We start from the raw sequence: 13,230 nt of genomic DNA on the forward strand, positions 1-13,230 counted from the left end.
CCGTTCACGCGGGCCTTTTCTATTTGGGGCAGTCCTTTCCATCTGATTGAGACAGAAAATGAATTCAACCATTTTATTAGCATTGGGTTTGGTTTTGGTGCTGGAAGGGCTTGGCCCGATGCTTTATCCCAAAGCCTGGCGCAAAATGATTCTGGCAATGACCCAATTACCGGATGCCACTTTACGTCGTTTTGGTGGAGGATTAGTGGTTGCTGGCGTCGTTATCTACTACATGTTGCGTAGCCGCATGGGTGGCTAAATGTAAGCACAAAAATTGTGCAGTTATGTGTTAAAAAGTACTGAAAGCAGCCGAGTGAGATGTTAGAATCCTTTTTTAAGCAACCTGGTGATTTTTGAGATGGGTAAGAACGTCGTCGTACTGGGCACCCAATGGGGTGACGAAGGTAAGGGCAAGGTCGTTGACCTGCTGACTGAACGGGCTAAATATGTTGTGCGCTATCAAGGTGGTCACAACGCTGGCCACACTTTGGTTATCAACGGTGAGAAAACCGTTCTTCATTTAATTCCCTCAGGTATTCTGCGTGAAAACGTAACCAGCATCATCGGCAACGGTGTTGTACTGGCACCTGACGCCTTAATGAAAGAGATGACAGACCTTGAAGCGCGCGGTGTGCCTGTACGTGAGCGACTGTTACTCTCCGAAGCATGCCCATTAATCCTGCCATATCATGTGGCTCTGGATAATGCGCGTGAAAAAGCACGTGGTGCAAAAGCAATCGGTACTACTGGTCGTGGTATCGGCCCTGCCTATGAAGATAAAGTTGCCCGCCGCGGTCTGCGCGTAGGTGATTTGTTCAACAAAGAAACCTTCGCAATCAAACTGAAAGAAATTGTGGATTACCACAACTTCCAGTTGGTGCACTACTACAAAGAAGAAGCGGTTGACTATCAAAAAGTGCTGGATGAAGTATTGGCTATTGCCGATATTCTGACTGCAATGGTAGTTGATGTTTCCGAATTGCTGGACAGTGCGCGTAAGCGTGGTGATTTCATGATGTTTGAAGGCGCTCAAGGCACCTTGTTGGATATCGACCACGGTACTTATCCGTACGTGACTTCATCTAACACCACCGCGGGTGGCGTTGCTACAGGCTCTGGCCTGGGCCCACGTTATGTTGATTACGTACTGGGTATCGTGAAAGCCTACTCCACTCGTGTTGGTGCAGGTCCATTCCCGACTGAACTGAACGATGAAACAGGTGAGTTCCTGCGTAAGCAAGGTAACGAATATGGCGCGACCACTGGCCGTAGCCGTCGTACCGGTTGGTTGGATATCGTTGCAGTACGTCGTGCTGTGCAGATCAACTCCTTGTCTGGCTTCTGCATGACCAAACTGGACGTGCTGGATGGCCTGAAAGAAGTGAAACTGTGTGTTGGCTACCGCATGCCAGATGGCCGCGAAGTTGATACCACTCCACTGGCTGCTGAAGGCTGGGAAGGTATTGAGCCAATCTACGAAACCATGCCAGGCTGGTCAGAAGTGACCTTTGGCGTAAAAGAACACAGCAAGTTGCCACAGGCAGCGCTGAACTATATCAAGCGTGTAGAAGAGCTGACAGGTGTTCCGGTTGATATTATTTCTACCGGCCCGGATCGTGAAGAAACCATGATCCTGCGTGACCCATTTGATGCATGATTCATTAGCAAATAGCTAAATAATCAGAATTCAGACGCTAATGAACCGGGCTTATGTCCGGTTCATTGTTTATACCCGTCATACTTCAAGCTGCATGTGCGTTGGCTGTTTTCGTGACTCGCCCGTCCATGGGCCTCGCTTACTTGCCGCCTTCCTGCAACTCGAATTATTTAGGGTATATACTCCGCTAACCTGGCGTTGCTGTATGCAGAAGTGACCTCTGATAAGCCATTTTTACATCAAAAAACCCGCCCTTTATCTAAATGATTAGTCGCAATCTTTGTGGCTGGTTTATCATTCATCTATAAGTTTCTAAATAGCACTTAGAATCGCACTTATTAACCCATCCAAAACGTGTCATCTTAGATGGGTTTAAGCCGGGTAAACTGATACTCAGGGGTATACGTGCAGTTAACAAGTTTTACTGATTATGGTTTGCGGGCGCTTACTTATATGGCCTCGCTGCCTGAAGGCCAAATGACCAGCATTTCTCAGGTGACCGAGGTCTATGGCGTGTCTCGCAATCATATGGTTAAAATAATCAATCAGTTGAGTCGTGTCGGGTTGGTAACCGCTGTACGGGGGAAGAATGGCGGCATACGGTTAGGTAAACCGGCTGACCAAATTCGAATTGGTGACGTTGTGCGCCAGTTAGAACCACTTTCTCTGGTCAATTGCAGTAGTGATTTTTGCCATATAACCCCCGCTTGCCGCTTGAAACAAGTGCTTAATCAGGCGGTACAAAGTTTCCTTAACGAGCTGGATAACTATACTTTAGCCGATATGGTTCAAGATAATACCCCGCTCTACAAGCTATTACTTGTTGAGTAGATTTTTGCTTAATTAAAGATATATATACCCAAAGAACTTGGAGTTGCAGGTAGGCAACCAGTAAACGAATCCCGATGAGCTTACACAGGTAAGTGATTCGGGTGAGAGCGCGCAGCTAACACCCCTGCGGCTTCAAGTACGCAGGGTATAAGGCTGCTGCTGACAACGGAGGAACCGCAATGTCACAAGATCCATTCTTGGAACGAGAAGCAGAAAAATATGAGTCACCCATCCCTAGCCGGGAATTCATTTTGGCTCATCTCGCGAAGCGCGAAACACCAGCCAGCCGTGAAGAGCTGGCAAATGAACTTAATTTATCAGGTGAAGAACAGCTAGAGGCGCTGCGTCGCCGCCTACGCGCGATGGAGCGCGATGGGCAATTGGTCTTTACCCGTCGTCAGTGCTACGCCTTGCCGGAGCGCCTGGATTTATTGCGCGGGACTGTTATTGGTCATCGTGATGGCTTTGGTTTCTTACGGGTTGAAGGCAGTAAAGACGACCTGTACCTCTCAGCCGAGCAAATGAAAACCGCGATTCATGGCGATGTGGTATTGGCCCAACCTGTTGGCGCTGACCGCAAAGGTCGGCGTGAAGCGCGTATCGTGCGGGTATTAGTACCGAAAACCAGCCAGATTGTCGGGCGCTATTTTACTGATGCGGGTACGGGTTTTGTGGTGCCGGATGATGGCCGCTTGAGTTTTGATATTCTGATCCCACCAGACGCCATCAATGGTGCGCGGATGGGGTATATGGTGGTGGTCGAGTTGACCCAGCGCCCGACTCGCCGTACTAAAGCTGTGGGTAAGATTGTTGAAGTGCTCGGTGAGAACATGGGTACCAGCATGGCGGTAGATATCGCGCTGCGCACTCATGAGATCCCGCATACCTGGCCGCCACAAGTTGAAAAACAAGTTGCTGACCTGAAAGAGCAAGTACCGGAAGAAGCGAAAAAGGGCCGAGTGGATTTACGCAATCTGCCCTTAGTGACTATTGATGGTGAAGATGCCCGCGACTTCGATGATGCTGTTTACTGCGAGAAAAAACGCGGTGGTGGCTGGCGTTTGTGGGTGGCGATTGCTGATGTCAGTTACTATGTGCGCCCGCGCACTGCACTGGATGATGAAGCTCGCAGCCGTGGTAACTCGGTTTACTTCCCGTCACAAGTTGTCCCAATGCTGCCGGAAGTGCTGTCAAACGGCCTTTGTTCTCTGAATCCACAGGTAGACCGCCTGTGTATGGTGTGTGAGATGACTATCTCCGCACAGGGTAAGCTGTCGTCGTATAAGTTCTACGAAGCGGTGATGAGCTCGCACGCGCGTCTGACCTACACCAAAGTATGGCGAATCATTGATGGTGAAGAATCACTGCGCGAGCAATATAAGCCGCTGGTGCCGCATCTGTTAGAACTGCATACCATGTACAAGGCGCTGGATCAGGCTCGTGCTGAGCGTGGTGGTATTGCATTCGAGACCGAAGAAGCCAAGTTTATCTTTAACGCTGAACGGCGTATCGAGCGTATTGAGTCGACGGTGCGTAATGACGCGCATAAGTTGATTGAAGAGTGCATGATTCTGGCGAATATCGCCGCCGCGCGGTTTGTGGAAAAACATAATGAACCGGCGCTGTTCCGGGTGCATGACCGCCCAAGTGATGACCATATTTCAGCGCTGCGTAGTGTGCTCAGTGAGCTGGGCCTGACACTGGGTGGTGGTTTGAAGCCACAGCCAAAAGATTATGCGGTGCTGATGGATGAAGTTGCGGATCGTCCGGATCATGAAATGCTGCAAACCATGTTGCTGCGTTCGATGAAACAGGCGATTTACGATCCGGAAAACCGTGGTCACTTTGGTTTGGCGTTGGCGTCTTATGGTCACTTTACCTCACCCATTCGCCGTTACCCCGATTTGGCCATGCACCGGGCTATCAAGTACCAGCTTGCCAAAGAGCACGGTAATGTGAAAGAGCGCTGGACACCAACCGGTGGCTGGCACAGTGAGTACGAAGATATGCTGCAATTGGGCGAACATTGCTCAATGACTGAACGGCGCGCTGATGAAGCGACTCGTAATGTCGCAGATTGGCTGAAGTGTGATTTTATGCAAGATCAGGTGGGGAAAGTCTTCACCGGGATTATTGCCAGCGTCACTGGCTTTGGTTTCTTCGTCCGTCTGGATGACTTGTTTATTGATGGTTTGGTACATGTCTCCAGTTTGGATAATGACTACTACCGTTACGATAACATTGGTCAGCGTTTGATCGGTGAATCCTCAGGTCAGGTTTACCGATTGGGTGATACCGTGGAAATCCGGGTTGAGGCGGTACACATGGATGAGCGCAAAATTGATTTTGCTCTGGTTTCCAGTACCCGTAAACCGCGTGGTGAAGGCAAAACGGCGCGTGATAAAGCCAAGAAAGCCGATGGTCAGCGCACGATGCGCGATACCTCCACTGGCCGTGGTGGTCGTGGTAGTTCATCGAGTTCATCACGGCGTGATAGCGCGCCAGCAGGAAGTGGGCAGAAACGCCCTCGTCGTGCTAAAAAACCGGCAAACTTTGAGCCAGATAGCGCTTTCCGTCCGGCAGATGCCGCCGCTAAGTTAGATGACAAAGCGTTGGCCGAAAAAAAGGCCAAAGCTAAAGCGAAAAGAGCATCCGCCAAGACCAAGAAAATTGCTGCTGCCACCAAGGCCAAGCGCGCGAAGAAAAAAACCAGCAGTGACCAATAATGGCCTGTTGATTGTCGGGCGGCCCTGGTCGCCCGCATTCATTTATATTTAATCATTTATAAAAGAGCATCATGAGCGAAATTATTTACGGTATTCACTCCGTTAAAGCCTTGTTAGACAATGATCCACAACGTTTTCTGGAAGTTTTTATTCTGAAAGGTCGTGACGATCGTCGCCTACAGCCCTTGATTGCCGAACTGGAAGCTGCCGGTTTGGTGATTCAGGTTGCCAGCCGCCAGTGGCTGGATTCACAGGTTGAAGGTGGTGTCCATCAGGGTATCGTGGCGCGAGTCCGTGAAGGGCGTCAGTATCAGGAAAATGACTTGCCAGCATTGCTGGAAAGTGTAGAAACCCCCTTCCTGTTGGTGCTCGATGGCGTTACTGATCCCCATAATCTGGGCGCATGTTTGCGCAGTGCAGATGCTGCGGGTGTCCATGCGGTTATCGTGCCACGGGATCGCTCGGCGCAGCTAAATGCCATCGCCAAGAAGGTCGCCAGTGGTGCTGCTGAAAACGTACCATTGATTAAAGTCACTAATCTGGCGCGCACGCTGCGAGTGTTACAAGAGCACAATGTCTGGATTGTCGGGACTGCTGGTGAAGCAGACCATACATTGTATCAAAGCAAAATGACCGGCCCGATGGCATTAGTGATGGGAGCGGAGGGCGAAGGTATGCGCCGTTTGACCCGCGAACACTGTGATGAACTGATCAGCATTCCGATGGCAGGGAGTGTTTCTTCACTCAATGTGTCGGTTGCTACCGGTGTGTGTTTGTTTGAAGCGGTACGTCAGCGAGCGCTTAAAGCCTAATATACCCGTCGCCCTTCAAGATGCAGGGGTGTTGGCTGCCTTCACTTACCCCAGTCACTTACCTGTGTAAGCTCCTGGGGACTCGCTCACTTGCCGCCTACCTGCATCCCGAAGTAACTTGGGTATATGCATTTCATACTGGCATTTCAATCAAGCCAACATTTCCGGATGTTGGCTTTTTGTTTTTTATTTTTCACCCAGAGAATTTCGCATCACTATCAGCGATATAGAGTGGATTAATCGCTGTTTGTGATGTGTCTGTCAGCAAAAACCCCCGCCTGCACCATACTTAACCCTGATTTATGAATGCCGATTTCGCAATCAGTACCGAAATGGAGGAAGGTATGGAGTGGCAGACTCATTTGGTTTTCAACCAGCCAGAGCCGTTATCTAACAGTAATTTATATCTGTCTGATATGGCCTTGCGGGAAGCAGTGATGCGGGAACATGCTGGCTGGGATGGAGAGGATCTTGCTCGGATTGGACTTCAACTTGGCTCACAGGAGTCACTTGAATTAGGGCGGCTGGCAAACGCCAATCCGCCAGAATTATTGCGCTATGATGCAGCTGGCCAGAGATTGGATCAGGTGCGATTCCATCCTGCCTGGTATGTGTTAATGCAAGAGTTGGTTAATCACCGGGTGCATAATTTACCCTGGCAGGAAGATGCGCGGATAGGCTCTTTTGTCGCCAGAGCGGCGCGTTTTATCCTGCATGCTCAGGTAGAAGCGGGGACCTTATGCCCAATAACCATGACGTTTGGTGCCATTCCGCTGCTGCAACAAACACTTCCACCGCTATTCCAAAGCTGGATACCAGCATTGCTTTCAGATCGTTATGACTCGCATCAAATCATCGGTAGCCAGAAACGTGGTTTATTGATTGGCATGGGTATGACCGAAAAACAGGGCGGCTCCGATGTGTTAAGTAACTCCACCAGAGCAGAGCCGCTGGAGGCTCGCGGCAATGGTGAGGCTTATCGGCTGGTCGGGCACAAATGGTTTTTCTCGGTACCACAAAGTGACGCGCACCTGGTGTTGGCCCAAGCCGAAGGGGGGCTATCTTGTTTTTTCCTGCCTAAAATATTGCCAGACGGCAGCTATAACGCCATTCGCTTAGAGCGCTTGAAAGAGAAGCTCGGCAATCGTTCCAATGCCAGCAGTGAAGTTGAATTTGATAATGCGACCGCGTGGTTATTGGGCGATGAAGGTGACGGCATCCGCCAAATTCTGAAAATGGGTGGATATACTCGTTTTGATTGTGCGCTCGGTAGTCATGGCCTGATGAGAAGAGCCTTCTCCGTCGCGCTGTATCATGCCTGGCAGCGACAAGCCTTTGGTAAAGCACTCGTTGACCAGCCTTTGATGCGGCAAGTCTTGAGCCGTATGGCACTGCGTTTAGAAGGCCATACGGCGTTATTAATGCGTCTGGCCAGTGCATGGGAGAAAACCGGCGAGGTTCATGAGCAGGTATTCAGTCGGCTGTTGACGCCAGCGGCAAAATATCGAGTCTGTGGGCTGGGCAGCGGGTTTGTCGCCGAAGCGATGGAAGTTCTTGGCGGGATTGGTTATTGCGAACAAAGTGAGCTGCCGCGGATTTATCGTGAAATGCCGGTCAACAGCATTTGGGAAGGCTCCGGCAATATTATGTGCCTTGATGTGCTGCGAACCTTCCGCAAACTCCCCTCTGCGATAGAAATGCTTCAGCAAGAGTTTTATTCGGTGCGAGGGCAAAATCGGTTGTTTGACCGGGCATGGCGACAATTGCAGCAGCGGCTGAAAAATCCCAAGGAAGAGCAAGGGCGGGCGATAACGCAGCAACTGTTTGACTTGTGTTGTGCATCTCAATTGCTGCGGTTTGCCTCGCCGCCATTGGCCGATGCCTGGTGTCGCATGACGCTAGATCACCGGGATCAATACATGGTGCCTGAAGCGGTTTGCGCGCTGCTGCTCAGTCGCGGTAGCGGCATGAAATAAGCGCGAAATCATTTATACAACTAATTATTTATACAACAGAGCGTTGGCATACCAAATACCTGGATAAATACTGTCAGACATCATGATAATCAAATAGTAGGGCGCACCACTGGCATTGGCCCTGCGCTTAATTTCAGCTTCAATATCCATCGGGCTGCCAAATACTTGAGCTGAAACGGTGCCCACTTTTTGCAAGTTAAGGCTCTGTGCGCGGGTGATTTCCTGGGCATAGGGCTGAGCCACGGGTGGCGGAACCGGAGTAACGTGAAAAACACTGCAAGCCGAGAGTCCCAAAGTGATCAGTAAGGCCACCATTACACGTTTTATATTCATTTTTGCCTCGTTGTCAGCTGCGATATCACTGCTAAACCCATTATTTCTCAAGTGTAACGCTGCCACCTCAAGTATGAGGGAATATCTTGGAAGAAATTGATTTAAGACTTTATATCTTCATTTTGGCACACTGCATCTCTCGGTTATAAGCCTGTTCGCTGCCTGATAAACTAAGGATTCTCACCATGATTGAGATGTCGCTGGAAAACATTAATGGGATTGAGGTCATCCATGCGGCCCCAGCGGGCCAGCGTCAGCAGCCGTTACCGACCATTTTCTTTTATCATGGCTACACCTCATCAAAAGAAGTCTATTCCTATTTTGCCTATGCTTTCGCCCAAGCCGGTTTTCGCATTATAGCGCCGGATGCAGCTATGCATGGTGCGCGTTTTGACGGCAATGAAACTCAGCGGCTGTCCCATTTCTGGGAGATCCTCAAATCGAATATTGATGAACTACCTGGGCTTAAGCAGCATTATCAACAGGCAGGATTGATTGACGGTGATCGAATGGGTGTTGCGGGCGCATCAATGGGTGGGATGACCGCGTTAGGCGCGTTTGCCCGCTACCCTTGGGTCAGTGTTGCTGCCGATTTTATGGGGTCAGGTTATTTTACTTCGCTGGCGCATTCACTGTTTCCACCTTTGGATGCAGGACGGGAGCTCAGCCCGGCGGAGTTTGAACGTCGTCTGGCACCACTGGCAGATTACGACCTTTCCCACCAGTTGGAAAAAATTGCCGAGCGGCCTTTATTGGTTTGGCATGGCGAAGCGGATGATGTGGTACCCGCGGCGGAGAGTGCGCGCTTGGTTCAGGCACTGCAAGTCAGTAAGCGTGATAGCCATCTAACCTATCTTACAGAGGCGGGAATTGGTCATAAAATTACGCCAACAGCGTTGAGCGCAGGAACACGCTTTTTTAGCAAATATCTATAAAAAACCCCCGACAAGCGGGGGAATGGGTATGAGTATTGTCTTTTTTATCGGTGTTTCTCTGGTGTTGTATTTATCTATTGAATCTTAGCGATATAGAACGGCATTAACGTGCATGGAACTGTTGTCGCCGGGTTCATGCATGGCAATTATCTGATAAGAAGTGGCACCGCGCTCATCCGCTAATTTACTGATTTGTGCAGTGGCATCATCAGGAGAAATGACATTGTGACCCAGTGACAGAGCACCGATACTGACGCGCTGTTGCTGCATAGCTTGTTGAGCGGTTATTTCTGTGGCGGCAAAGGTGCTGGTTGATAATACCAAGCCGAGTGCGGCTGCGATGGTAAGTGTATGTTTCATAGGTGACTCCAAAATCTTATACCCGTTATACTTCGAGCCGCAGACGCGTTGGCTGCGTTCAATCACCCGAATCACTTACAACACAGTAAGCTCATCGGGACTCTTTCGCTTGCCGTCTTCCTGTAACTCGAATTATTTAGGGTATGTTTAGACACTTTGAATGACTTTCAGTTAGCTGCGCCGCTTGTTTTGCGGTGGATGTAAATAATTCTAGTCGCTTTTGTTAATTTAAAAATACGTGGCAATTGATTCACTTTGTCAAAAAAAGTGAATGATATTTATGTTGAGCTAATGATTTGATTGAAATATTTAGTAGACTAATGGATCTACATCCATTGGTTATTTAATGAACAAAAAATGCGGTTTTAGTTGAGTAATGGTTAGAACAAGAATAAATCCCCGGCAGTCCTTGAGTTTCAAAGCGTCCGCAAGTATAGTTACGCGTCATTTTTCAGCCGCACACAAACACGTTCCTTGCCTCCATGGGCCGCGGTTGACCCTATCAGGAGGCTGAATAATCCGTAAGGAGCAATAATCGATGCGTCATTACGAAATCGTTTTTATGGTCCATCCTGACCAAAGCGAACAGGTTCCGGGCATGATCGAGCGCTATAGTGCAACTATCACTAATGCTGCTGGTACGATCCACCGTCTGGAAGACTGGGGCCGCCGTCAACTGGCTTATCCGATCAACAAACTGCATAAAGCTCACTACGTTCTGCTGAACGTTGAAGCGCCGCAGGAAGCGATCGATGAGCTGGAAACAAACTTCCGCTTCAACGACGCCGTTATCCGTAGCATGGTTATGCGCGTTAAGCACGCGGTAACTGAAGCATCACCAATGGTTAAAGCGAAAGACGAACGCCGTGAGCGTCACGACTTCGCGTCAGAAGCCAATGATGATTCTGAAGCTGGGGATTCTGAAGAGTAATTGCCGTGGTGACCACTAATCGTCTGGTACTTTCTGGCACTGTGTGCAAGACACCGGTTCGAAAAGTAAGTCCTTCTGGAATTCCGCATTGTCAATTTGTGCTTGAGCACCGATCAACACAGCAGGAAGCCGGATTTAGCCGACAAACATGGTGCAGAATGCCCATCATCGTCAGCGGGCAAAAGTCACAAGCATTAACTCACAGTATAACGGTCGGCAGTCAGTTAACCGTTGAAGGCTTCATTAGCTGCCATCAAGGCCGCAATGGGCTAAACAAATTGGTTCTGCATGCCGAGCAGATTGAATTTATAGATTCTGGAGACTAGCCAAATGGCACGTTATTTCCGTCGTCGCAAGTTCTGCCGTTTTACCGCGGAAGGCGTTGTAGAGATTGATTATAAAGATATCGCTACGCTGAAAAACTATATCACTGAAAGTGGTAAAATTGTCCCGAGCCGTATTACCGGTACTCGCGCAAAATACCAGCGTCAGCTCGCCCGTTGTATCAAGCGCGCACGCTACCTGTCTTTGTTGCCGTACACTGATCGTCATCAGTAATCGGCCACTGTCCATTAACGACTTTGAGAGGATAAGGTAATGCAAGTTATTCTGCTTGATAAAGTAGCAAACCTGGGCAGCCTGGGTGACCAAGTGAACGTTAAAGCGGGCTATGCTCGTAACTTCCTGGTTCCACAGGGTAAAGCTGTTCCGGCAACTAAGAAAAACGTTGAGTTCTTTGAAGCACGCCGTGCAGAATTGGAAGCCAAATTGGCTGGCGTTCTGGCTGCTGCTGAAGCTCGCGCAACCAAAATTAACGAACTGGTCAGCGTTACCATTGCTTCTAAAGCTGGTGATGAAGGCAAACTGTTCGGCTCTATCGGTACTCGCGACATCGCTGATGCAGTTACTGCAGCTGGCGTTGAAGTGGCCAAGAGCGAAGTTCGTCTGCCGAATGGCGTTCTGCGTACCACTGGTGATCATGAAGTTCACTTCCAGGTACACAGCGACGTATTCGCTAAACTGAACGTGATTGTGGTTCCAGAAGCGTAAGTTACGCTGCTGTAAACCTGTTAAAACGCCAGCCTTGTGCTGGCGTTTTGCTTTTTGGTCAAGAGCCAAAAGGCATTAGGGTGCCGCTGGCAACATAATATCAAATGCACACAGTTCAGGTGCCACGCCCGAACAGCTATAAATCTCAAGAAAAGTAGTTTGCTGATATCGCCAATGTGGTTTCCCACTGATAGATGCCCGCCAGGTTTGGTTATCGAAGTACATATCCATTAACTTACCTTCGGCTTGCAAGTTATAGGTACATTTCTGGAAACGCCCCTGATCAATAATATTATCTTCCCCGCCATCACTATTGAGAACCAAAATAGCTTCATTGAAACTCTTAATCGCGCTGTCCTGGGGAATATCTCCTTGCACGTTGCCAATCCACTCACCCACACCAGCAGTGGTCGCGGTATAGACTCCATTGTTGTGCTTGATAGTATCAATGGCTGGGCAATGCTGTGTTGCGAATGCACCAAAGGGCATTAATAGCAGCACAAAAGGTAATTTATATTTCATCATCATCCCCTCTATTTATGAATACAGCTGTCTGCTAGTGGATGGCGTAAACCATCCGAAACAACTTAATTCGAGGGGAGATTAGATGACAATATCAAAGAAAATAAGGCGTTAGATAGAATGGGCTATGCCTGGTCACCGTTAACGCACGCGACGATAACTGCCATCGCTTTGGCGGGTAAACAGCACTTCCGCACTGTTGGTGGTTTCAATAGCCAAAGCCGCGACCACGCCTTGTGCATCCAGCATGATTTTGACTTCCTGGCCGGCTTTAAGATTACTGAGCGGTTTATCATTACCTTCGGCTTGCGCCATGGCAAAAACTTCATTTACCGGCAAATTATTATCGCGAAATAGCTGTGCCAGCGTTTTCCCTGCTTGAATTTGATAACTTTGCCAATTTCCCTGTGACGGGGGAGTCGCCTCAGGTGTAATCGGAGACGCCACCGTTGGAGGTGGCGGAGCATCAAGATTACCCTGTAATTGGGCCTGTAGTGGCACGTCAGTGGACGGTGCACTTACCGGGAATGCGTTATTGGTGTTATCACGGGAAACTGGCCACAACAGTGCCAGCAGCAATACTGTGGTTGCGATAATGACCCAGCGACGGTGAAAGTGAGGTAATGGCTCCATCCATTCAAAACTGTCCGGCAAGTGCCAGATTTTCAGCAGTAGCTTTTTAATCCCTTTTTCCTGTGCGGCGATAGCAACAGTTTCAGGGGACACATTATTTTCAGTAGAGGTGATATCCTCAGCAGGAGAAATGTGTTCAGACGCACTGACTTCAGACATCAGATTGTGATCATCAACATTTTTAGCATCTGGCATTATTCTCTGCCTGATACTCAGCCAGGTGTGCAGCAGTGGCTGATAAACCCGAGTGCTTTTCCTTCTCCTGGGCGCGATTCTGCCCATGGTGACCTCTCTTCGACTACGTAAAACTACATAAATAATAAAATAGCACTTCACCCATAGGCTTCTAAGTATAACCCTTCTTGCTTGAAGTTGGGTTAAGTCACTATCTGACTAATACCAAAAAACAGAATCTGGTGATACCTATGCTCTAAATAATTCGAGTTGCAGGAAGGCGGCAAGAG

15 protein-coding genes are annotated in these 13,230 nt (G+C 49.1%); 11 read left to right on the top strand and 4 right to left on the bottom strand.

The features are described from left to right. The first annotated feature begins 58 nt into the window (after positions 1-58). From FTB31_RS00375 to FTB31_RS00400, 6 genes are all read left to right on the top strand, one after another. A complete protein-coding gene (locus FTB31_RS00375; RefSeq protein WP_004713662.1) occupies positions 59-259 on the top strand; it encodes a DUF2065 family protein in 201 nt (66 codons plus the stop codon). 99 nt (positions 260-358) lie between these two features. Next, positions 359-1,657: an adenylosuccinate synthase gene (locus FTB31_RS00380; protein ID WP_005175500.1), complete on the top strand. Its 1,299-nt coding sequence runs from the start codon at positions 359-361 to the stop codon at positions 1,655-1,657. Between the two features lie 405 nt (positions 1,658-2,062). Continuing rightward, positions 2,063-2,488, top strand: a complete 426-nt coding sequence (nsrR, locus tag FTB31_RS00385; protein WP_005156409.1) for a nitric oxide-sensing transcriptional repressor NsrR — start codon at positions 2,063-2,065, stop codon at positions 2,486-2,488. Positions 2,489-2,667: 179 nt separating this feature from the next. Beyond that, a complete protein-coding gene (gene rnr, locus FTB31_RS00390) occupies positions 2,668-5,214 on the top strand; it encodes a ribonuclease R (protein ID WP_227726620.1) in 2,547 nt (848 codons plus the stop codon). A gap of 71 nt (positions 5,215-5,285) precedes the next feature. Next, positions 5,286-6,026, top strand: a complete 741-nt coding sequence (gene rlmB / locus FTB31_RS00395; protein ID WP_011815427.1) for a 23S rRNA (guanosine(2251)-2'-O)-methyltransferase RlmB — start codon at positions 5,286-5,288, stop codon at positions 6,024-6,026. 332 nt (positions 6,027-6,358) lie between these two features. Continuing rightward, positions 6,359-8,002, top strand: a complete 1,644-nt coding sequence (locus FTB31_RS00400) for an isovaleryl-CoA dehydrogenase (protein WP_227731039.1) — start codon at positions 6,359-6,361, stop codon at positions 8,000-8,002. A gap of 24 nt (positions 8,003-8,026) precedes the next feature. Here FTB31_RS00400 and bsmA read toward each other — a convergent pair whose 3' ends face one another. Further along, on the bottom strand, positions 8,027-8,335 hold the full coding sequence (gene bsmA, locus FTB31_RS00405) for a biofilm peroxide resistance protein BsmA (protein ID WP_227730994.1): 309 nt from the start codon (positions 8,333-8,335) through the stop codon (positions 8,027-8,029). Positions 8,336-8,520: 185 nt separating this feature from the next. Between bsmA and yjfP the strand changes: the two genes are divergently transcribed. Next, positions 8,521-9,270 carry an esterase gene (gene yjfP, locus FTB31_RS00410; RefSeq protein WP_227730995.1) on the top strand — a complete coding sequence of 250 codons (750 nt, stop codon included), beginning with the start codon at positions 8,521-8,523 and terminating at the stop codon, positions 9,268-9,270. Positions 9,271-9,354: 84 nt separating this feature from the next. Here yjfP and FTB31_RS00415 read toward each other — a convergent pair whose 3' ends face one another. Continuing rightward, positions 9,355-9,630: a YdgH/BhsA/McbA family protein gene (locus FTB31_RS00415; protein WP_005156389.1), complete on the bottom strand. Its 276-nt coding sequence runs from the start codon at positions 9,628-9,630 to the stop codon at positions 9,355-9,357. 538 nt (positions 9,631-10,168) lie between these two features. Here FTB31_RS00415 and rpsF point away from each other — a divergent pair. From rpsF to rplI, 4 genes are read left to right on the top strand one after another with little or no spacing between them, the layout of a single operon-like run. Further along, a complete protein-coding gene (rpsF, locus tag FTB31_RS00420) occupies positions 10,169-10,561 on the top strand; it encodes a 30S ribosomal protein S6 (protein WP_002210153.1) in 393 nt (130 codons plus the stop codon). Positions 10,562-10,566: 5 nt separating this feature from the next. After that, positions 10,567-10,887 (top strand): primosomal replication protein N, encoded by a 321-nt coding sequence (gene priB, locus FTB31_RS00425; RefSeq protein ID WP_020282467.1) that lies wholly within the window; start codon positions 10,567-10,569, stop codon positions 10,885-10,887. Positions 10,888-10,891: 4 nt separating this feature from the next. Next, positions 10,892-11,119: a 30S ribosomal protein S18 gene (rpsR, locus tag FTB31_RS00430; protein WP_002210155.1), complete on the top strand. Its 228-nt coding sequence runs from the start codon at positions 10,892-10,894 to the stop codon at positions 11,117-11,119. Positions 11,120-11,158: 39 nt separating this feature from the next. Continuing rightward, positions 11,159-11,611: a 50S ribosomal protein L9 gene (gene rplI, locus FTB31_RS00435; protein ID WP_005175476.1), complete on the top strand. Its 453-nt coding sequence runs from the start codon at positions 11,159-11,161 to the stop codon at positions 11,609-11,611. 75 nt (positions 11,612-11,686) lie between these two features. On the opposite strand, the gene FTB31_RS00440 is transcribed toward rplI, so the two are convergent. Together FTB31_RS00440 and FTB31_RS00445 are read right to left on the bottom strand one after the other, a co-directional pair. Continuing rightward, positions 11,687-12,136, bottom strand: a complete 450-nt coding sequence (locus tag FTB31_RS00440; RefSeq protein WP_072081658.1) for a DUF3757 domain-containing protein — start codon at positions 12,134-12,136, stop codon at positions 11,687-11,689. A gap of 138 nt (positions 12,137-12,274) precedes the next feature. Further along, the gene (locus tag FTB31_RS00445) at positions 12,275-13,048 is read right to left on the bottom strand and encodes a LysM-like peptidoglycan-binding domain-containing protein (RefSeq protein ID WP_072081659.1); all 774 of its coding nucleotides are present in this window, start codon (positions 13,046-13,048) and stop codon (positions 12,275-12,277) included. Positions 13,049-13,230 lie beyond the last annotated feature (182 nt).

Source organism: Yersinia proxima, from assembly GCF_902170785.1.
GTDB classification, from domain to species: domain Bacteria; phylum Pseudomonadota; class Gammaproteobacteria; order Enterobacterales; family Enterobacteriaceae; genus Yersinia; species Yersinia proxima.

Bases quoted from the DNA above. Each gene is read 5' to 3' on its own strand.
- FTB31_RS00375 (WP_004713662.1), top strand. From the start codon at position 59: ATGAATTCAACCATTTTATTAGCATTGGGTTTGGTTTTGGTGCTGGAA.
- FTB31_RS00380 (WP_005175500.1), top strand. From the start codon at position 359: ATGGGTAAGAACGTCGTCGTACTGGGCACCCAATGGGGTGACGAAGGT.
- rnr (WP_227726620.1), top strand. From the start codon at position 2,668: ATGTCACAAGATCCATTCTTGGAACGAGAAGCAGAAAAATATGAGTCA.
- rlmB (WP_011815427.1), top strand. From the start codon at position 5,286: ATGAGCGAAATTATTTACGGTATTCACTCCGTTAAAGCCTTGTTAGAC.
- FTB31_RS00400 (WP_227731039.1), top strand. From the start codon at position 6,359: ATGGAGGAAGGTATGGAGTGGCAGACTCATTTGGTTTTCAACCAGCCA.
- bsmA (WP_227730994.1), bottom strand. From the start codon at position 8,335: ATGAATATAAAACGTGTAATGGTGGCCTTACTGATCACTTTGGGACTC.
- yjfP (WP_227730995.1), top strand. From the start codon at position 8,521: ATGATTGAGATGTCGCTGGAAAACATTAATGGGATTGAGGTCATCCAT.
- FTB31_RS00415 (WP_005156389.1), bottom strand. From the start codon at position 9,630: ATGAAACATACACTTACCATCGCAGCCGCACTCGGCTTGGTATTATCA.
- rpsF (WP_002210153.1), top strand. From the start codon at position 10,169: ATGCGTCATTACGAAATCGTTTTTATGGTCCATCCTGACCAAAGCGAA.
- rpsR (WP_002210155.1), top strand. From the start codon at position 10,892: ATGGCACGTTATTTCCGTCGTCGCAAGTTCTGCCGTTTTACCGCGGAA.
- rplI (WP_005175476.1), top strand. From the start codon at position 11,159: ATGCAAGTTATTCTGCTTGATAAAGTAGCAAACCTGGGCAGCCTGGGT.
- FTB31_RS00440 (WP_072081658.1), bottom strand. From the start codon at position 12,136: ATGATGAAATATAAATTACCTTTTGTGCTGCTATTAATGCCCTTTGGT.
- FTB31_RS00445 (WP_072081659.1), bottom strand. From the start codon at position 13,048: ATGGGCAGAATCGCGCCCAGGAGAAGGAAAAGCACTCGGGTTTATCAG.